Here is a 20,485-nt window from a genome sequence, read left to right as displayed (position 1 = left end):
GAATATTTTGAAATCATAATTGATGATTAACAATTCTAATTCTCAGTATGAAAAACTTTAAATTTTGGGTAAAAGTCTGCGTTTTCAATTTCTTCCTCGTATCGGTTATTGGTGCGATGATGCGCTATAACATGGCCTTTTCGTTACCGGGATTTAATCATAAATTTATGCAGGAATCGCATTCCCATTTCGCATTTTATGGGTGGGTGTCAGCAACGGTTTTTCTTTTTGTTACCAAATATTTAAGTGAAAATTTTCCAAAAATAGACCTTGCAAAATATCAATATTTAATGATTTCCAACCAGATATGTTCGTACGGAATGCTGATATCATTTCTTTACGGAGGCTATTTTTGGTTATCGATTGTTTTCTCTTCGGTTGCGTTGTTTACAGGTTTTGCCTACTTTGTTTTTTTATTAGTTGATACAAAATCTAATAAAAATCCTGAAATTATCTGGTTAAAATCTGGTGCTTTTTTTGCCACATTTTCAGCGATCGGAATTTTTGGATTAGCTTACTTTTCAACCAAAAAAGACAATTTTGAAATTCTTTTCAAAGCTTCAACTTATTTTTATCTGCATTACCAATACAACGGATTTTTTCTTTTCACCTGTATTGGATTATTTTTGATTTTATTAAAAAATTCAGGAATTCAAATCCAGGAAAAATTTAACAAAACCATTTTTTGGCTTCTATTCTTCTCATGTTTTTTCGGCTACGGCTTGTCGATTTTGTGGATTGAAATGCACCCGATTCTGTACGGATTTTTCGTTCTGATTTCTGCTATTCAATTGATTGGAGCATTTTTATTGTTGAACCGGATAAGAACAACAACTCTCTTCAAAAAGCAAAATTCTATTCAGAAAATTCTTCTCAGCATTTTCGGTTTCGCCTTTATTTTGAAATTTATACTTCAGAGCTTATCGGCAATTCCGGTTTTAGCTGCTTTTGCATTCAGTAACATTCATATTGTGATTGCTTATTTGCACTTGGTTTTATTAATGGGCGTCAGCCTGTTTTTGATCTGCCTGATTTTACATCATACAAAAATTATTTTAACTAAAATATTGAAAATAAGTATTATACTAATGGTTTTTGGAATTGTCTGTAATGAGCTGATCCTGGGTTTATTAGGTTTTTTTTCGGTATTTTATATTCCTTTTTTAAGTGCAAGATATTGGTTACTTTTTGTTTCGATTGCAATTATGGTATCCATAGGAATGTTTTTTAAAATATTGAAATTAAAATGAATACAGTTTTAAACTTCGACTTTAAAACCTAGATCCACATCATATCCGGATTGTCCGCCCTGGACACCCCAACTTTCTTTTTTACTATCTCTGACGACGATTAAAATATGGTCTTTTGGAATTCCTAATTCTGATAAATTTTTAACAATTTCACCGAATAGCTTTCTTTTTGCATCGATAGAACGTCCGGAAAATGCATCAATACTTATTAAAGTATATAATTCAGGTTTGGTTTTGGTCGGCGAAACGGCGAATCTATGTGGCGGATGAACTAAAAGTCTTATCGTTTTATCTTCTGCCGGGATCTGGAAAGCGCTTACCATCGCAGAATGGACAGCCTCAATAATTTTCATCCCATCCTGTTCGTTATAATCTTTTCTGACTTCAATTAAAATTGCGGGCATATTTTTGTTTTTAATGATTAATTATTGTCCTGCGGAGAAATTGCTGTTATCACTTGCATCACGCTTCCGAAATCTATCAGATCTTTGATTTTATACTGAAACATAATCAGTACCTTCTCTTTGATGGCAGCTGCGAAATGATGGATTGGGCAAGGATCCTCGGCACTACATTGCTTGAGTCCCAAAAGACATGATGTAAAAACTTCTTTCCCTTCAAAATTTTCATAAATGTCTTTGATAGTAAGGTTTTCAAACTGTCCGTCGGTGAGATAAAATCCGCCGCCTTTTCCCTTCCCGGAAGAGATAAGTTGCTTTTTTGTCAATTGCTGCAAAATTTTGGAGGTAAAGGCTACAGGCGTTCCGATTTTTTGAGAAATATCTTTGATTCCAATTCTCTTTCTTTCGTTGGCAAGTACGATGCAGGCTTTGATGGCGTATTGACAAGTGTTTGAAAATATCAGCATTTATAAAAAATTGTAAAACAAAGATAACAACTTTGTATTGTTTAATTTTTTTAATTTATTGCTGAATATTATTTGATCCTGAAGTTCGGTGCAATTTTAATAGCGATCCAAGACCAGGTTTGCAGGTTTTTAGGTTCTGTAACATTCTTCAGATATTCCATGCTTTTCCCTGAGAACATAAATGAATGACCAATATTGGCGGTAATTATTTTTCCTATTTTATAGGTGCAAACCAGATCCAGCTCTGTACCCAAATAGGAGGAAATCCTTTCTCCTGATTTATAATAACCCATTTTTCCATTAGAAGAAAAAATGTGTAAATTGACTTGCAAGATAGATTTCGGACTGAATTTCAGATTTGATTTTAAATAGTAATCATTCAGTCCGAAACTGTTAAAATGACTGTTTCCGACATAAAAAAAATCCATAAAACCATTATACATATGATTGGTTCCATACATCGGGCTGAAAGATTTATTTTTATCGGACGCAGTGTTGTAACTCCTTCCTGAAAGCCATTCTGTACCTAGAACAGTATTGAATTTCGGATGAAAAAGAAAATCAATATTTGCTGAAAGTTGATAAGCATTTTTACTCTGTGCAAGTGTGTTTTTTCCGGTCTGATAATAAATTGAGCCAAAGAAACCAAAATTTTCCAAATATTTTTTGGAGTTAATTCCCACCGTCAGCATATCATAATGCGTTCCTGAAGGATTTTGCAAAACCTGATTCATTGCAATCGCAGTCAACTGAAATTTATTACCTGAATAATCATAATGAATTATCTGTAAAGATTTGGTAACTTCTCCTGATTCTGAAATATTATATATCTCTTTTTCCGGCAGATCATTCAAATCATTATCATCGTTATTGTAAGTCACTGCAGCTTCCAAGGTGGATTTTGAAGTCAGTTTATAAATACCTTTCAAAGCATCAAAGCTTCGTCCCTGCATTGTCCAATCCAGTGCTCCAATCAATCTTTCATTATCATAAGAAAGTATTTGCCGACCTGTTTTTAAAGCAAACTTTTCCGAAACTTCATATTTTACCCAAGCTTCATTTAATATAAAATTTTGATTTTTACTGGCAGTAGTATTGGTTTCTCCCCAGGTTCTGACGTCTTGAGCTGAAAAGTATATTTCTAAATTTTTGTAATAATAATCCATCCCGAATCTTGCCCTTGAAACAATTGTGGTTTCTGCAGATTTTCCTTTAATAATAGGCGTCCTTACACCATTATCAAGTTCTGCACGCGTTCGCAAATCCAGATTCATTTTCAGGCTGTCCACTTGAGCGCTGATATTTCCGGATATCAATATTAATAAGAATATGATGATTATTTTTTTTATCATAAAAGATTAAGAATTATTTTGATTCCATATTTTTACAGCAGTTTTTCGGATAAAAGATTGATCAGGATTTTTTGCATAATTTGTCTTTAGTCATTAATAAAAACAAAGATATTTAAAATAAGATATGTTTGTCTTATTTTATTTTTTTTATCTGTATTTGTGTTATAAATCATATCAGCAGACGGAACTAAAAATAATTGACATCATTGGCTTTTGTTCTCTCAACACTGATCTATTCAACTCCTTAATAGAAACTAACAGAAGATTTCAGAGGTACGAAGCAAATATGGAAAATAAGATTTTATTTTTTCTAAGTAATATGGACTCATTCTTAGCGAAACATTTTATAATTTTGCAGAAGTGAAAAAACTGATCTCAATACTATTGCTTAGTTTATACTTGGTTTCTACAACCGAGCTGTATCAGTTTTTGAAAATTCCGGTTCTTATTGAACATTATCTGGAACACAAAGAGGAAGATCCGAATATTACTATAGGTTCATTCTTTAAAATCCATTATGATAATCCGGTAAAAGATTCAGATTACACCAAAGATCAGCAGTTACCGTTTGTTTCGCACGCAGCTCATCTTATCATCGTATGTACACCTGCAACACCTTTTACGTTTCATTTGTTCGATAAAGAATCCAACCCGATTATTAAATCCAAACAGACTTTTTACAAAAGCATCTTTTACAATAAAGATATTCTCAATTCTATCTGGCAGCCGCCGAAATCTTGTTGATTTTTTTTCTGAATTTCTCTCAAAAATATTTTTGAGAACGTTTTGGTATTAAATTAATCAACGATAGGTTCATTAATTTTTTATCAGGCGATCAAACTTATTTATTCATAAGCATTTGCTGGAATTAGTACATTCAAATAGAGATATTTATCTGTAAAATAGCTATCTATCATCTATTATCAATTATCTACCATCTGCTAATAAGCTCAACAAAACATTATGCTTACAAAAATCATTGAGTTTTCTGTAAAGAACAAACTCATCATTGCGCTGTTGATTTTGGGATTGATAGGCGTGGGTTCCTATCAGGTCACCAAACTTCCGATAGATGCCGTTCCCGATATCACCAACAATCAGGTTCAGGTCATCACCATTGCCCCTTCATTTGGAGCAACAGACATCGAAAGACTCGTGACATTTCCCATAGAACAGGCGAACAATAACATTTCAGGATTAAAAGAAATCCGAAGTTTTTCCCGTTTCGGGTTATCTCTCGTTACCATCGTCTTTGAGGATGATGTAGATATTTACTGGGCAAGACAGCAGGTTGCAGAAAGGCTGCAGCAGGTTCAGAGCCAGATTCCACAGGGAATAGGAACTCCCGAATTAGGTCCTATTTCTACAGGGTTAGGCGAAATTTTCCAGTACGTGATCCGTCCCGAAAAAGGCTACGAGAAAAAATACGATATTACAGAACTCCGCACCATTCAGGACTGGATTGTCAGAAGACAGCTTCTCGGTGTAAAAGGCGTTGCTGAAGTCAGCAGTTTCGGAGGAAAACTGAAACAGTACGAAATTGCCGTCAATCCCGACAGATTAAATGCTTACGGAATCACCATTAACGATGTTTTCGATGCATTAAACACCAATAACCAGAACACAGGAGGAGCTTATATCGAAAAAGGTCCCACTGTTTTATACATCCGAAGCGAAGGTCTCATCGGAAATATCGAAGACATTAAAAATATAGCGATTGCTTCCAAAACCAATGAAATCCCGCTGTTTGTAAGAGACGTTGCAGAGGTGAAAACCAGCTTTGCCACAAGATACGGTGCAATGACGTTCAACGATCAGGGAGAAGTTTCCGGGGCAGTGGTGATGATGCTGAAAGGCGAAAACAGCAATCAGGTTATTAAAAACGTAAAAGAAAAAATTGCCCAGATTCAGAAGACCCTTCCGAAAGGAGTAGTGATAGAACCGTTCCTCGATCGTACCAAAATGGTAAACAACGCCATCGGAACCGTTGAGAAAAACCTTACAGAAGGCGCATTGATTGTTGTTTTTGTACTGGTTCTGTTTCTCGGAAATGTACGCGCCGGATTGCTCGTTGCTTCTGTAATTCCGCTCGCTATGCTTTTTGCCATTTGTATGATGAATCTTTTCGGAGTCAGCGGAAACCTGATGAGTCTCGGTGCATTGGATTTTGGCCTTATAATCGACGGTGCAGTCATTATTGTAGAATCCGTCCTGCATCAGTTCAGCCATAATTCAAAATTCAAAAAAATATTCTCCGTTGGAAAAGAAGAAATGGATACCATTGTTACTGATTCTGCCGGAAAAATGATGAACAGTGCAGTTTTCGGACAGATTATCATCCTGATTGTTTATCTTCCGATTCTTACCTTACAGGGAATTGAGGGGAAAATGTTCAAACCAATGGCTCAGACTGTGGCTTTCGCTCTATTAGGAGCATTTTTATTGTCGTTAACCTACATTCCGATGATGAGTTCTTTACTCTTAAGAAAAAGAAGTTCAAAACCGAGTTTATCTGACCAGATGATGAAAAAAGTGGAGAAAATCTATCTGAAAACACTGCTTAAAATCTTAAGAGTTCCGAAAATGGTATTCTCCATCGTGGCTGTACTTTTTGTCTTGGCAATTTTCATTCTCAGCAGAATGGGAGGAGAATTTATTCCTTCCCTTGAAGAAGGAGATTTTGCCGTGGAAACCAGAGTTTTGCCGGGAAGCAATCTGAATACAACCATTGAAAGTACACAGAAGGCAGCTCATATCCTGAAATCAAGATTTCCGGAAGTACAAAAAGTCGTGACAAAAATCGGGAGCGGGGAAATTCCTACAGATCCGATGTCGATGGATGCTGCCGATTTAATGGTGATCCTGAAAGACAAAAAAGAATGGACTTCTGCCTCTACATTCCCTGAACTGGCAGATAAAATGAGCAAAGAACTGCAGGATGTTCCCGGAGTAACCGTAAGTTTCCAGTTTCCGGTGCAGATGCGTTTCAATGAACTGATGACAGGAGCAAGACAGGATGTCGTGGTGAAAATTTTCGGTGATGATCTGGACGTTCTTTCCCAAAATGCTCAAAAACTCGGGAAAATTATTGAAACTGTAGACGGAGCCCAGAATCTTTACATCGAGCCGATTGCAGGAATGCCACAGGTAACCATAGAATACAACCGTCCTGTTATTGCACAATATCATTTATCCATTTCCGACATCAATCGGATTGTGAATGCCGCATTTGCAGGGCAGAGTACAGGTCTCGTGTTCGAAGGCGAAAAACGTTTCGATATGGTTGTTCGTCTCGATTCCAAAGTCCGTAAAAATGTGGATGATATTAAAAATCTGCTTGTTCCGACCCCTTTCGGAAACCAGATTCCGCTTTCCCAGCTTGCAAGAGTTGAGGTGAAAAACGGCCCCAATCAAATTCAGAGAGAAAATGCACAACGCAGAATTGTCGTTGGATTCAACATCAAAGGAAGAGATGTTCAGAGCATCGTGGAGGAACTTCAGACTAAAGTGAACAAAGAGATAAAACTTCCGACAGGTTATTATATGACTTACGGAGGTTCTTTTGAAAACCTGAACAATGCAAAACAGCGTCTGATGATTGCTGTTCCGGTAGCTTTGGCGCTTATTTTCGTGATGTTGTTCTTAGCATTCGGCTCGGTGAAAGAAAGTCTGCTGATTTACACCGCAATTCCACTTTCAATTATTGGCGGCGTATTTCTTCTTGCTTTGAGAGGAATGCCTTTCAGCATCAGTGCAGGAGTAGGTTTCATCGCCCTTTTCGGAGTGGCAGTTCTCAACGGGATCGTTCTCATTTCAGAATTCAACAGATTATACAAAAGCGGAATCCGGAATATCGTAAGAATTGTAATTGATGGCGGAGAGTCCAGACTTCGTCCGGTTCTGATGACGGCTTTCGTGGCATCTTTAGGATTTATTCCGATGGCATTAAGCAACGGAGCAGGAGCGGAAGTTCAGCGTCCGTTGGCAACCGTGGTGATCGGAGGTCTTCTCGTGGCAACCTTCCTTACGCTTTTTGTACTGCCGCTTCTTTATGTAACCATTGAAAAAGGATTTAAAATGAAATCGCCATCATTTGGAAAACGCAAACGCCTATGAAGAAAACGCGATTACATATGACCTTTAAAAAACAATAAATATCTACATATGAAAAATAATCACAAAAATATAACGGCTGTATTCATTTTGCTGTTCAGCTTTGCAGGATTTGGACTGAAGGCGCAAACGCCAATCAATCTTCATACTGCGATCAATACCGCACTGGAAAACAACAGAAATCTTAAAAACGAAAAACTTAAATCGGAATATTCCAAAGCGTTGATAAAATCGGCAAATGATATTCCGCAGACTGGTGTAACGTTCGATTACGGACAGATCAACAGTGCGTACAACGATATGAAATTTGGCGTTTCCCAGAACATTGCTTTTCCGACAGTGTATAAAAAACAGAAAAATGTATACACCGAAGAATGGAAAAAATCTTTGCTGAATGTTTCCCTGAAAGAATATGAACTTAAAAAAGCAGTCAGCCTTACCTTTTACAACATTCTGTACTGGAAAGAAAAAGAAAAACTGCTGAATGAAATCCTGAAACTGTACACCGACTTTTCAGATAAAGCGAACCTCAGACTGAAAGCAGGGGAGAGCAATATTCTCGAAAAAACAACCGCTTCAAGCCAGAAATCGGCGATAGAAATTCAGTTAAAACAATTGCAGCAGGAATTAGCCGTATTAAAGATCCAGTTTCAGTGGCTTTTGAATACGGAAACCGATTTCATTCCCGAAGATTCAAAATCTTTTGCCAATTCTTTAAACGAAAAACTGGCGGATCATCCTTTGCTGAAAATCTGGGAACAGCAGAAAAATATTTCCACAGAACAGATCGCACTGGAAAAAGCGAAAATGCTTCCCGGTCTGCAATTGGCGTACAATCTTAACAGTTTTAAAGGATTAGGTCCGGATGATAAATTGTATAATGCAACACCTCAGTTTCATTCGGCTCAGGTCGGTGTTTCGCTTCCGATATTTTCAGGAGGTCAGAAAGCGAGAATTGAAGCCGCAAAAGTAGCGCAGTCTGTTGCAGAAAGTGAACTGAAAAACGCTGAATTCAATCTTCAGAATCAGCTTAAAAAAGCCAGAGAAATCTATCAGTCCAATCTGGAAATTGTTTCAAAATATGAAAGTTCCGACCTGAAAAATGCGGATGTGATCACCGAAACGGCAAAAAGACAGTTTATCGGCGGAGAAATCAATTACCTTGAATTTGTGATCCTCGTAAATCAGGCAGTACAGCTTAAAAACAATTACACCGATGCAGTCTGGAAACTTAATCAAAGCGCCATTGAACTGGAATATCTTACTTTAAATCCATAAAAAAATGAAATCAATTTCAATATATATCTTATTAATCAGCTTTTTTGTCTTCATTCAATGTAAAAAAGAAGAAGCTCCCAAACAGGAAAAAAGCCTCCCGAAAGACGAAAATGTAGTGACTTTAACCGATGCACAGTTAAGAAATGCACCGATAGAAACAACCACGCTTTCGTTGCAGAATATCGCTTCCACCCTGAAATTAAACGGAATGATCGATGTTCCGCCCCAAAATCTGGTTTCAGTAAGCATTCCGCTTGGCGGCTATCTGAAATCCAGCAATCTTCTTCCGGGAATGCCGGTTTCCAGAGGTCAGGTCATTGCCGTGATCGAAAATCCGCAGTTCATTCAGCTTCAGCAGGATTATTTAATGGCAAGATCCAAAGCACATTTTGCGGAACTGGATTACAACCGTCAGAAAGCCCTGAACCAAAGTCAGGCAAGTAGCGACAAAGCCATGCAGCTCGCTCAGTCTGAAATGAACAGCCAGAGAATTTTAATGAATTCATTGGCGCAGCAGCTCAGACTCATCAATGTCAATCCTGAATCTTTAAAATCAGGAAGCATTACGAAAAGCGTTCCCGTGTACAGCTCAATCAACGGATTTGTAAGCAAAGTGAATGTGAATATCGGGAAATATGTAAATCCTTCGGATGTGCTTTTTGAGCTCATCAATCCCGATGACATTCACCTGAATCTTAAAGTGTACGAAAAAGATCTGGAAAACCTGAAAAAAGGACAGCGTTTTGCAGCGTACACGAATGCAGATCCGAGCAAAAAATATTATGGGGAAATCCTTCTCATCAGCAAAGATATCAGTCAGGGCGGTTTGGCAGAAGTTCACTGCCATTTCGATAAATACGATCACAGTCTCGTTCCGGGAATGTATATGAATGCCGAAATTGAAACCAGTACTTCTTTTTCCAATGCGGTTCCGGAAGAAAGCATCGTGAATTTTGAAGGCAAAGATTTTGTTTTTGTTGAGGTTAAAAAACAAACATACCGATTGACTCCTGTTACTTTGGGAGAAACGGAAAACGGATTTATCCAGATTCTTAATTCTGATGATTTTAAGAATAAAAAGATCGTGACCAAAAATGCTTACACGCTTTTGATGAAGCTTAAAAATACGGAGGAAGAGGAGTAGGCTGTTGTACCATATAATACAAAAAAATGAAAAAATATTCACTAATAAAAACACTAGCATTGTTCATCATATTACTTCTTATCGTTATTCAGTTTATTGACGCAGACACAAATATTGCTGTAAGCGTTTCAGCAAATTCTTTAGAAAAACACTATGAAGTTCCTGACCGCGTTCAGAGCCTGCTGAAAAACAGCTGTTACGACTGCCATTCCAATACGACTTCCTATCCGTGGTATAATAATATTCAGCCTTTAAAATGGTGGCTTGCAGATCATGTGGACTCAGGAAAAAGACACTTGAATTTTGATGAGTTTGCGGCATATTCAAACGAAAAAAAGCTTGATAAACTGGATGAAATTACCGAAACAGTGCAAAATGGAGAAATGCCGCTTGAATCCTATACGATTGTACATCAGAATGCGAGATTATCCGCATCGGAAAGGTCTGAAATTGTACAATGGGCAGCTTCGGTAAAAAAGCAGATCCGCTAGAGTCTCTATCCGGAAAAATAAATTCTTATTTTGTGGAAAACATGTGTAACTTTAATAAACTATTGATTTCGTATGACTTATAATATACCAAAAGATTTTCGTGGTCTTACAGAAACTGAAGTTAAAGTTTCCAGAGAAAAACACGGCTATAACAGAATGGATGCCATCAGGAAAGAAACATGGATGAGCATGCTGTTTAATACCCTTAAAGAGCCGATGCTTATTCTGCTCATTTGCGTTTCCGTTATTTATATCCTAACCGCGGATTATGGGGAAGCCGCTTTTATGCTCGCGGCCATAATTTTTGTTACGGCAATCTCTTTCTATCAGGATAACCGTAGCAAAAAAGCACTGGAAGAACTGGAAAAACTTAATGAACCTTTGAGTAAAGTGATCCGGAATGCTGAGGTGGTGGAAATTCCCACACACGAAATTGTTCTGGGAGATCTTTGTATAACAGAGGAAGGCAGCTTAATCAATGCAGACGGAAGAATCGTTCAAAGTAATGATTTTTCTGTTAATGAATCTTCTCTTACAGGAGAAAGCTTTTCCGTTTTTAAAGACAGCACATCGGAAGACAATTATGTGTACAGCGGAACGATAACAGTTTCCGGGCTGGCTGTTTTTGAAGTTGAAAAAATTGGAAAGGAAACGAAAGTAGGAAAAATCGGACAATCTATCTTAAATATCCGGGAAGAAGTATCTCCTCTGCAGCTTCAGATCCGGAATTTTGTGAAAGGAATGGCGATTATAGGGATCTGTATTTTTCTGGCAGTCTGTATTTTCAGCTTCATCAAGAGCCGTGATTTTGTAACGAGTCTGTTAAGTGGCTTAACGTTGGCAATGTCTGTGCTTCCTGAAGAAATCCCTGTTGCTTTTACCACTTTCATGGCATTGGGAGCGTGGAAGCTTATGCGTGAAGGAATCATCATCAAAAGAAGCAGTATTGTAGAAACTCTTGGAAGTACCACGGTGATCTGTACCGATAAAACAGGGACTATTACAGAAAATTCCATGCAGTTGAAAAATTTTTATGATTATAAAACGAATACCGTATACAGTGAGGATAAATTTGATGTAAACGATCTGGACGAGCTCATTCATTATGCGATGTGGAGCAGTGAGCCTGTTCCGTTTGATCCCATGGAAATTACCTTGCACAAAGTTTATGAGCAAACCCAGAACCCTGATCAGAGAAAGGATTTTCAGCTTTTTCATGAATATCCCCTGGAAGGGAAACCTCCCATGATGACCCATCTTTTCGAAAACGCACAGAAACAGAGGATTATTGCTGCAAAAGGGGCTCCCGAAGCAATTATCAGCGTTTCCGATCTTACGGAAACTGAAAAAGATAAAATCAGAAATATTGTGAAGGAATTCGGAGAACAGGGATACCGTGTTCTGGGAGTTGGCAAAGCATTTTTTGAAGGAAGTAATTTTCCGGAAAGGCAGCAGGATTTTTCGTTTATTTTCTTAGGCTTGACAGTTTTTTACGATCCTCCTAAAAAAGGAATTAAAAACGTTTTTCAGGATATTTACGATGCCGGAATTAAAGTAAAGGTAATTACCGGAGACAATGCCGATACTACAAAGGCCATTGCTCTGCAGGCAGGAATCCGCAATGATGCTGATGCAGTGAACGGAAGCGAAATCCTGTCTCTTTCAGAAGAAAATCTGCTAAAACTTACTGAAAATACAACCCTGTTTACAAGAATGTTCCCGGAAGCGAAACTTGAAGTCATTACAGCTTTAAAAAAACAGGGAAATGTCGTAGCAATGCTTGGTGACGGAGTCAATGACGGTCCTGCTCTCAAAGCCGCCCACATCGGAGTTGCCATGGGAAACAAAGGAACGGAAATTGCCAAATCCGCCGCTTCACTCGTGATTACAAACGATGATCTGGAAAAACTGGTGACAGGAATTGCTGCCGGAAGAAGAATATATTCCAACATAAAAAAAGCGGTGCAATACATCATTTCCATTCATATTCCGATCATTCTTACTGTTTCTCTGCCACTGTTTCTGGGTTGGATTTTTCCGCATATTTTTACCCCTGTTCATGTTATTTTTCTTGAGCTGGTAATGGGACCAACCTGTTCTATAGTCTATGAAAATGAACCACTTGAAAAAAATGCGATGAAAAAACCTCCAAGGGCACTTTCTGATACATTCCTCAACTGGCGGGAACTTATGGTAAGTATTATTCAGGGATTGGTAATTACCGCAGGAATATTATGGATGTACCAATATTCTATAGACCTGGGAAATGATGAGCCTAAGACCAGAGCTTTGGTTTTCAGTACGCTTATTTTTGCTAATATTCTACTTAGTTTCGTCAACCGTTCTTTTTACTACAGTGTTTTCGAGAGTTTAAAAAATCGCAATAATCTCCTTTTAGGAATTTCCGCATTAGTCTTATTGCTTTTACTAATGATTCTATATGTAAGGCCGGTCTCGGAATTTTTTGATGTTTCCTCTCTGACTTTGGAAGAATTGTCAGCATCATTCCTGTTAGCAGCTATCTCAGTACTTTGGTTCGAAATTTTTAAACTGATAAAAAGAATGACTAATAGAAATAGCTAACATTAAAATAATTTTAAGATTCTAACGTTTTATTTAATAATTTTGATCGGTGAAAAAATTGATTTCCATATTGTTGTTATTTTTATATTTGGTTTCCACAACCGAATTATATCAGCTTTTGAAAATCCCGGAACTGATCGAGCATTACGTCGAGCATAAGGATTTGAATCCGGATATGACGCTTACGGCATTTCTGAGAACACATTATGATCATCCTGTCAAAGATGGGGATTACGGAAAAGATCAGAGACTTCCGTTTATCATTCATTCTGCACCTTTGTCATTGGTTTTTACAATTAATCCGGGATTCAGTTTTGAAACGGTAACATATCATTTCAGTCCTTTAAAAATACATAGAATCCCTTCAAAAGACGAAGATCTTTGCTATAAAGGTTTTCTGAATTCCGTTTGGGAACCGCCAAGGTTTTCTTTTTCATAATTCAGTCCTAATTTGGTTTGTATTCACAGATCAAATATCATCAATTGTTTCATATCATTAATTTCATAATAATGAAAAAACTATTTTCAGCCATTTTAATGGTTGTATTTGCTGTTGGCATTCATGCGCAAAGCCGTTTGGAAAATGCCCAAAAACTAGCTTTAGAAAATAAAGAACTTATACTTTTGAATTTCTCCGGTTCCGACTGGTGCATTCCATGCATCAAGCTTCATAAAAATATCATTGAAAGTGATGAATTTAAAAAGCTGGAAACAGAAAATGTCGTGGTTTACATCAATGCAGATTTTCCAAGAAACAAAAAGAATCAGCTTTCTCCGGAACTGAAAAAAGAAAATGCTTTACTGGCTGATCAGTACAATAAAAAAGGACTATTTCCTTACACATTATTGCTGAATCCGGAAGGCAAAATCCTGAAAAGCTGGGAAGGTCTTCCTGCGGAAAATGCTTCAGCTTTCAGTAAAGAGATTAGAGATATCAAAGAAAATCAAAAATAAAAGTATGTTAAGAGAATTCAAAAGACCTCAGAAATTAATGGGGAACGCTTTTGAAATTACCGTTGTTAGCAATGAAGAAAAATCCGCTTACAGTCATATTGATGCGGCTATTGAAGAAATCAGGAGAATTGAAAAACTTCTGACGACATTCAGTGAGGAAAGCCAGACCAATCTTATCAACAGAAATGCAGGAATCCAGCCTGTAAAAGTAGATTGGGAGATTTTTAACTTGATTGAAAGAAGTTTGAGGATCAGCAGAATAACGGATGGATATTTCGATATCTCGTATGGCGGAATCGATAAAAGTTTCTGGAACTTCGACCGTGAAATGAAAGAACTTCCTAATCCTGAACTGATTAAAGAACATCTGAAACTAGTTAATTATCAGAATATTATTCTTGACCGTGAAAAGCAAACCGTTTTCCTCAAAGAAAAAGGAATGCGGATCGGTTTCGGAGGAATCGGGAAGGGTTACGCTGCAGAAATGACAAAACAGATGCTTCAAAACAGAGGTGTTACTTCCGGAATTGTTAATGCTTCAGGCGATCTAACGACTTGGGGAAATCAGGCAGACGGAAAACCCTGGACGGTCGGAATTGCCGATCCCGACAACGCAAAACAGCCGTTTTCGTATATGAATATCACCGATATGGCAATTGCAACTTCGGGAAATTATGAAAAATTCGTCGTGATCAACGGTAAAAAATATTCTCATACCATTAATCCCAAAACAGGAATGCCTGTTTCGGGTGTGAAAAGTGTTACAATTTTTTGTCCCAACGCAGAAATTGCCGATGCAATGGCGACTCCCGTATGCATTATGGGAATCAATGCGGCGCTCAATATGATCAACCAGATCAATCATCTGGAATGCATCATTATTGATGACCAGGACAAAATTTATTCATCTCAAAACATTAATTTAAAATGAAAAACCTTATAAAAATATTAGCTTGCTTACTGATCACAGTTGCTTCGGTACAGTCCTGCACAACCGTAAAAGAGTACGAAAAAAATAAATTAAATGACGCTGAAATGGTTCTCGGAAACAGAACGATTGAAAAAACTGAGCTCAGCTTTCAGTCCTACAGAGAAGGATCTTCTGGAGCGAATGCCGGAAAAGTGGGTGGCGGTTGCGGATGTAACTAAAAGAGTAATCGTAAAATTTAATTGTGATTCAAAAATGAAAAAAATAATCGTAAGTGTTATTGCTCTTTTCGGAATTTTCAACGTAAAAGCACAGGAAAACACAAACAACGAACAGTCTAAAAAACTGACTTTTGATGAAGCTAATTTAGTTTCAAGCTATTATAAACAAAACGGAAACAACTCAGCAGTGACGGGAGGAATCGGGACGGAAAAACTGACCGACATTTCCAATACCATTGACGTAACTATGGTAAAATACGATAAGAAAGACCGGAAAAATAAATTCGATTTCAGTGTCGGGATCGATCATTATACGTCCGCTTCTTCGGATATGATCGATCTGAAAGCCAATTCATCAGCTTCCCACGCAGACAACAGAATTTATCCTGCGTTAAGCTGGAGCCGTGAGAACACCGAAAAAGGGACGACTTTAATGGCGGGTGTTTCTACTTCCTTCGAGTTCGATTATGCATCGTACGGAGCAAACATTGGATTTTCACAAAAGACCAAGAACAGAATGGGAGAGTTTACCGCAAAATTTCAGGCTTATCTGGATCAGGTAAAACTGATTGCTCCGATTGAGCTCAGAACAAACGGAAGCACTGGAGGAGAACACGAAAGTTATGGAACCAGCGGAAGAAATACTTTTGCGCTGTCTCTTTCCTATTCGCAAATTATCAATCAAAATTTTCAGGTTGAATTTTTGGCGGATGGTGTTCAGCAGACGGGATATTTAAGTTTGCCTTTCCACAGAGTTTACTTCAATGATCATTCGGTTCATCAGGAAGCTTTGCCAGATAAACGGTTTAAAATTCCTTTGGGAGTAAGAGCGAATTATTTCCTTGGGGACAAAGTCATCCTGAGAGCGTATTATCGTTATTATACCGATGACTGGGGCTTGAGATCCAATACTTTCAGCCTGGAAACGCCGGTGAAAATTTCGCCTTTTGTTTCGGTAAGTCCGTTTTACAGATATTATTCTCAGACTGCGGCTAAATATTTTGCGCCTTATCAAGAGCACACGGCTTTTGATGGTTTTTATACAAGTAACTATGACCTTTCAAAATTCGACAGTCATTTTTACGGGGCAGGAATCAGGATCAATCCGAAGAATGGTTTATTTGGTGTCGAAAGGCTAAATATGCTGGAAATCAGATACGGACATTACACGAAATCCGTGGGAATGAAATCTGATATTATTTCCCTGAATTTGAGATTCAAATAAAATCTTTTTTCAGGTTATAATTTATAATAATCAAGATTATACTTCTAATAAGAGATTTATAGAGAAATGGTGTTACTTGAAATCAGGTAACGCCATTTACTATTGGTGTAAAGACAGAATGATTATCTATAAACAATTTAAATAGATGATTCGGTTCGATTGGTGTAGTTTAAATATTTGATATTTAGTTGTAGGTGACAAAGGAACCATATTGAAATCGGTGGATGGTGGGATGTCCTAGCAGAAAAAAGTCACAGGAATATCACAGCACATCAGAAACGTCAAGTTCGCTACACCCAGTGTTGGATATGCTGTTGGAGATTCGGCACCTTTTTAAAAATCTGTCGATGGCGGAGACAGTTGGTTGCTATTAATATTAATTCAACTGGTTTAAATGGTTTAACTTGTGTAGATGAAAATATTTATTTATATCTACAACTACCAATACATTGCTGAAATCAAAGAACAGCGGAACCGACTGGTCCGTTGTAGCCATTCCTGCAAACGGAAAGATTCAATTTGTAAATGAGAACATCGGTTTTACATATGGGTTCGTTTCAGGATTTTTTAAAACTGTCAATGGCGGTCAAACCTGGAGCAAGATAAATTGTCCGGGTCCTTTTTATTTCCTTCGGCCAATTTAACAACGCTACTTTTGAATTAAAAACAATTAAAGCGATCATTGAACAGAAAAAAAAACGTTATTAAATTAAGCAGATTTTTAATAACTGCTATGGGCGACGTTTCTGATGCAATGGCAAAATCCCAGGGAAGCAATGAAAGATTAGTCTTTTATATCGACGAACTGCTATTTTAGTTTATTGGTAATAGTTTAATTTTGTACATTCAAGTATATAGTTATTTTAATTTATTTTTTACTCAGCAAACTGATCGTATAGCTGTAACTGTATTTTTTGTCGAGCAATCGGTACTCTTGATGCGGATATGCACCCCAGCTATCATCACCGCCAAGGCCACGTTGTTTAAGATCGATGCTTAAAAATACCTGATGTCTTGGTGGCAGATCAACGGGATGCTGCTTTTTTTTGGTAAGACCGGGGTCAAGATCTTCTACACTGTGGTTAATGGCTGTAAAAGCAATAGGCTGTAGACCTTCCACTTTTATTCCATTGCCGGATTTATCAGTCAGCTTGAACCATCGAACATCTGTTTTATTGCCACTTTCTTGCGGACGGATATAGCCTTTATAGTATTGATTCTCTACCTTATCCTGATAAATACCAATAAATGAAGCACTGTGCCGGTCGGTATAGTTCTCGTATGGACCTCTTCCATAATAACTGAGATTGTTATAGCTTGCTGGCAAGGTGGTACGCATTCCAAAGCGCGGAAGTTCAGGGAGTTCTTTACCGGCCATATCCATAGTTGTGGTAATTTGTATGTCACCATTATTATGGATGAAATAATTGATTTGGTAAGGTACATCGATGCTGGCCAGTTGCCATTCGACCTGTATTGCCAATCCTTTATCAGTCTGTTCCCCAACCGTAATCTTTTTTAACTTCTTCTGGTCATGGGCAGAACGCCACAAGCCCAATTTTGAAGGCATACCGTTTCCGAAATCATTATCAGTAGGCGCTCTCCAGAAATAAGGTTCCGGAAAATTATTGAAATTGCTGTCGTTTTTGCTGTATAATATGAACTTTCCCTTTTGAAGATCAAATTCACCTTTAACAGTATCAGCCGTGAAATTCAACTTTTTATCATCTTTTGTGAAGACCAGTTTTGTTGTTTTGGTTTCATCTCTATCAAAATAAGAACCTGCATAACTGAACTGTTCTTTGGCGATCTCTGATCCGGAAGGCAACATTTCTGTCGCTGATTTCGTATACGCATACAGATTTAGATAATATTCAGTCCCTGCAATAGATTTGTATTGTGGAATGTTAAGCTTAACATCTTTTGACTGATGAGGATCGAGCTGAACATCGAACGCTCCTTCATTTATTTTTTCACCATTCCTAAGCAGTAGCCATTTAAATGAATATTGGTTGAGATTAGTAAAATCAAAAACATTTTCGATATTGATTAAACCTTTGTTCAAATCTTTTGCAGTAAAAATCACCTTCTGATACATCTTTTTTACTTCATAGGCTCCAGGATCCGGCGTTCGGTCGGAGCTGATAATGCCATCGGCCACACCATTCTCATCATTCTGCCAGGAAAATGATCCCAAATCACCGCCATAGGCCCAAAATGACTTACCATTAGCATCTTTGGTTTTGATACCCTGATCTACCCAATCCCAAATAAATCCACCTTGCATATTCTTGCTTTTCCGCATAATATCAAAATAGGTCTGCATATTACCATTGCTGTTACCCATTGCGTGTGAATATTCACACATAATGTAAGGTCTTGTCTTGGTGGAATCGGCAGCATATCTTTTCATATCGGCAATACGAGGGTACATAGGAGCTACAATATCCGTATTCCAGTCTTGTCCTGCCTGTTCGAACTGTACAGGTCGGGAGTTATCACGGCTTTTGATCCATTTGTAATTATCGTGGAAAACTGGTCCATTGCCACACTCGTTACCCAAAGACCAGATGATGATAGAAGCGTGATTTTTGTCGCGTTCTACCATTCTTACAATCCTGTCTGTGTGTGCCGGAGCCCATTCCGGAAGGTAAGCCGGGTGTATCGTTTTATCAAATCCACCCTGTAATTCTGCGCCCATACCGTGTGTTTCGATATTCGCTTCATCTACGAGATATAAACCATACTGGTCGCACAACTTATACCATAGCGGATCATTAGGATAATGCGAAAGCCGCACAGCATTGATGTTCAGCTCTTTCATCAGTTTTATGTCTTTCAGCATTAATGCTCTTGTCGTGGTATGACCGGTTACATCATCATGTTCATGGCGGTTGACACCGTGGACGGAAATTGGCATTCCATTGACAAGAAGTCTTGCATTCCTGATCTCAATTTTACGAAAGCCCACTTTTGAAGCAGTTATGCTTAGGATCTTTCCGTTTTGATCTTTGAGGGTTAGTACGCAATCATACAAATTTGGTGTTTCGGCATTCCATTTTAATGGATTTTTAATGGCAGTCTGGAATTTCAGGGTTTGAATGCTGTCTTCATTTACACTGAAAATTTCCTCTTTGTTATAAATGGTTTCGCCTGATTTGTCCAGAAGACTCAAAGTTACGCTTCCGCTTTTAAGGTTGTTTTCTTTAAATTTGCGTAAATCTACATCAGCACTTAACAATCCATTTTTGTATTTATCATCAAGATCTGCCCTTAAAAAATAATCCCAGATGGCTAACTTTGGTAATGCATATAAATAGACTTCTCTTTCCAGCCCGCTTAAACGCCAGAAATCCTGATCTTCCAGGTAACTGCCGTCATGCCAACGGAATACCTGTACAGCAAGTAAGTTTTCTCCCTTTTTCAGATGTTTAGTGATGTCAAATTCAGCTGGAGTCTTCGATGATTTAGTCATTCCCACTTTATTGCCGTTCACATAGATAAATGCGCATCCGGAAATAGAACCAAAATGCAGCAATATTTCTTTCTGATCCCAATCTTCAGGAATGGTAAATGTCTTTCTGTAAGTCCCTACCGGGTTATTAGGGCCTATAAATGGAGGCGTTCTTGGATGCGGATAGGTCACGTTGGTATAGATCGGTATACCGAAACCGTTGAGCTCCCAATTGGAGGGAACTGTTAAATTTGCCCATCCGGAATCGTCCATTGTAGTTTTGTAGAAATCTGCAGGTCTGTCTTTGTACAGGTCTGTATAGCTAAATTTCCATTGCCCGTTAAGGGATTTATAGTTTGAGGATTTAGAATACTCATCGGAAAGGGCATCTCTTTGATTATCAAAGGATACGAAAGTCACGTGAGGTTTTTCCTTTCCCTGATCAACAATCTTAGGATTTTCCCAATCGTTATTTTGGGCTATGACAGGTACAGAAAAGAAGGATAGTACTATAGCTAGTATTTTTAAATTCATGACAGACGTTTTCAGGGTTTATTTTGATAAACGAATTTACAAAAAAATGCCTTGATATTCATTGATTTATAAAAGGACATCTTGTATTGA

17 protein-coding genes are annotated in these 20,485 nt (G+C 37.8%); 13 read left to right on the top strand and 4 right to left on the bottom strand.

Annotation, left to right across the window (positions count from 1 at the left end; translation table 11 throughout):
- Window positions 1-47 precede the first annotated feature (47 nt).
- Entirely contained in the window at window positions 48-1,250 is a 1,203-nt protein-coding gene (locus BUA97_RS15610) for a hypothetical protein (RefSeq protein ID WP_073000017.1), read from the top strand.
- Between the two features lie 8 nt (window positions 1,251-1,258).
- On the opposite strand, the gene BUA97_RS15605 is transcribed toward BUA97_RS15610, so the two are convergent.
- The 3 genes from BUA97_RS15605 to BUA97_RS15595 all read right to left on the bottom strand — a co-directional run bounded on the left by BUA97_RS15605 (window position 1,259) and on the right by BUA97_RS15595 (window position 3,470).
- Window positions 1,259-1,654 (bottom strand): tautomerase family protein, encoded by a 396-nt coding sequence (locus BUA97_RS15605; protein ID WP_073000015.1) that lies wholly within the window; start codon window positions 1,652-1,654, stop codon window positions 1,259-1,261.
- Window positions 1,655-1,671: 17 nt separating this feature from the next.
- The gene (locus tag BUA97_RS15600; protein WP_084081365.1) at window positions 1,672-2,118 is read right to left on the bottom strand and encodes an RrF2 family transcriptional regulator; all 447 of its coding nucleotides are present in this window, start codon (window positions 2,116-2,118) and stop codon (window positions 1,672-1,674) included.
- Window positions 2,119-2,186: 68 nt separating this feature from the next.
- Window positions 2,187-3,470: an alginate export family protein gene (locus BUA97_RS15595; RefSeq protein ID WP_084081364.1), complete on the bottom strand. Its 1,284-nt coding sequence runs from the start codon at window positions 3,468-3,470 to the stop codon at window positions 2,187-2,189.
- A gap of 360 nt (window positions 3,471-3,830) precedes the next feature.
- Here BUA97_RS15595 and BUA97_RS15590 point away from each other — a divergent pair, with 360 nt between their 5' ends.
- From BUA97_RS15590 to BUA97_RS17405, 12 genes are all read left to right on the top strand, one after another.
- Window positions 3,831-4,214 carry a hypothetical protein gene (locus BUA97_RS15590; protein ID WP_073000011.1) on the top strand — a complete coding sequence of 128 codons (384 nt, stop codon included), beginning with the start codon at window positions 3,831-3,833 and terminating at the stop codon, window positions 4,212-4,214.
- 219 nt (window positions 4,215-4,433) lie between these two features.
- The gene (locus tag BUA97_RS15585; protein WP_394332934.1) at window positions 4,434-7,586 is read left to right on the top strand and encodes an efflux RND transporter permease subunit; all 3,153 of its coding nucleotides are present in this window, start codon (window positions 4,434-4,436) and stop codon (window positions 7,584-7,586) included.
- Between the two features lie 48 nt (window positions 7,587-7,634).
- On the top strand, window positions 7,635-8,861 hold the full coding sequence (locus BUA97_RS17500; protein ID WP_394332933.1) for a TolC family protein: 1,227 nt from the start codon (window positions 7,635-7,637) through the stop codon (window positions 8,859-8,861).
- A gap of 4 nt (window positions 8,862-8,865) precedes the next feature.
- Entirely contained in the window at window positions 8,866-10,005 is a 1,140-nt protein-coding gene (locus tag BUA97_RS15580; RefSeq protein ID WP_073000009.1) for an efflux RND transporter periplasmic adaptor subunit, read from the top strand.
- A 26-nt stretch (window positions 10,006-10,031) separates the two neighbouring features.
- Window positions 10,032-10,496, top strand: coding sequence for a heme-binding domain-containing protein (locus BUA97_RS15575; RefSeq protein WP_073000007.1), 465 nt, complete (start codon window positions 10,032-10,034; stop codon window positions 10,494-10,496).
- Window positions 10,497-10,568: 72 nt separating this feature from the next.
- Entirely contained in the window at window positions 10,569-13,079 is a 2,511-nt protein-coding gene (locus tag BUA97_RS15570) for a cation-translocating P-type ATPase (RefSeq protein WP_073000005.1), read from the top strand.
- Window positions 13,080-13,128: 49 nt separating this feature from the next.
- On the top strand, window positions 13,129-13,518 hold the full coding sequence (locus BUA97_RS15565) for a hypothetical protein (protein ID WP_073000002.1): 390 nt from the start codon (window positions 13,129-13,131) through the stop codon (window positions 13,516-13,518).
- A gap of 71 nt (window positions 13,519-13,589) precedes the next feature.
- Window positions 13,590-14,033 (top strand): thioredoxin family protein, encoded by a 444-nt coding sequence (locus tag BUA97_RS15560; RefSeq protein ID WP_073000122.1) that lies wholly within the window; start codon window positions 13,590-13,592, stop codon window positions 14,031-14,033.
- Window positions 14,034-14,037: 4 nt separating this feature from the next.
- Window positions 14,038-14,964, top strand: a complete 927-nt coding sequence (locus BUA97_RS15555; RefSeq protein ID WP_073000120.1) for an FAD:protein FMN transferase — start codon at window positions 14,038-14,040, stop codon at window positions 14,962-14,964.
- Complete coding sequence (locus BUA97_RS15550; protein ID WP_073000000.1) at window positions 14,961-15,182, top strand: DUF4266 domain-containing protein; 222 nt, start codon at window positions 14,961-14,963, stop codon at window positions 15,180-15,182. Before BUA97_RS15555 ends, BUA97_RS15550 begins: the two co-directional genes overlap by 4 nt.
- Before the next feature lie 34 nt (window positions 15,183-15,216).
- On the top strand, window positions 15,217-16,407 hold the full coding sequence (locus tag BUA97_RS15545; RefSeq protein ID WP_072999998.1) for a DUF3570 domain-containing protein: 1,191 nt from the start codon (window positions 15,217-15,219) through the stop codon (window positions 16,405-16,407).
- 682 nt (window positions 16,408-17,089) lie between these two features.
- Window positions 17,090-17,224, top strand: coding sequence for a hypothetical protein (locus tag BUA97_RS17405; RefSeq protein ID WP_262494353.1), 135 nt, complete (start codon window positions 17,090-17,092; stop codon window positions 17,222-17,224).
- Between the two features lie 51 nt (window positions 17,225-17,275).
- Here the strand turns inward: BUA97_RS17405 and BUA97_RS15535 are convergent, their stop codons facing one another.
- Window positions 17,276-20,395: a glycoside hydrolase family 2 TIM barrel-domain containing protein gene (locus tag BUA97_RS15535; protein WP_072999994.1), complete on the bottom strand. Its 3,120-nt coding sequence runs from the start codon at window positions 20,393-20,395 to the stop codon at window positions 17,276-17,278.
- Window positions 20,396-20,485: the final 90 nt, after the last annotated feature.

Source organism: Epilithonimonas mollis (assembly GCF_900142325.1).
GTDB lineage: Bacteria > Bacteroidota > Bacteroidia > Flavobacteriales > Weeksellaceae > Epilithonimonas > Epilithonimonas mollis.
Note: the sequence above shows the minus strand (reverse complement) of the source record. Positions and strands in the feature narration are given on the sequence as shown.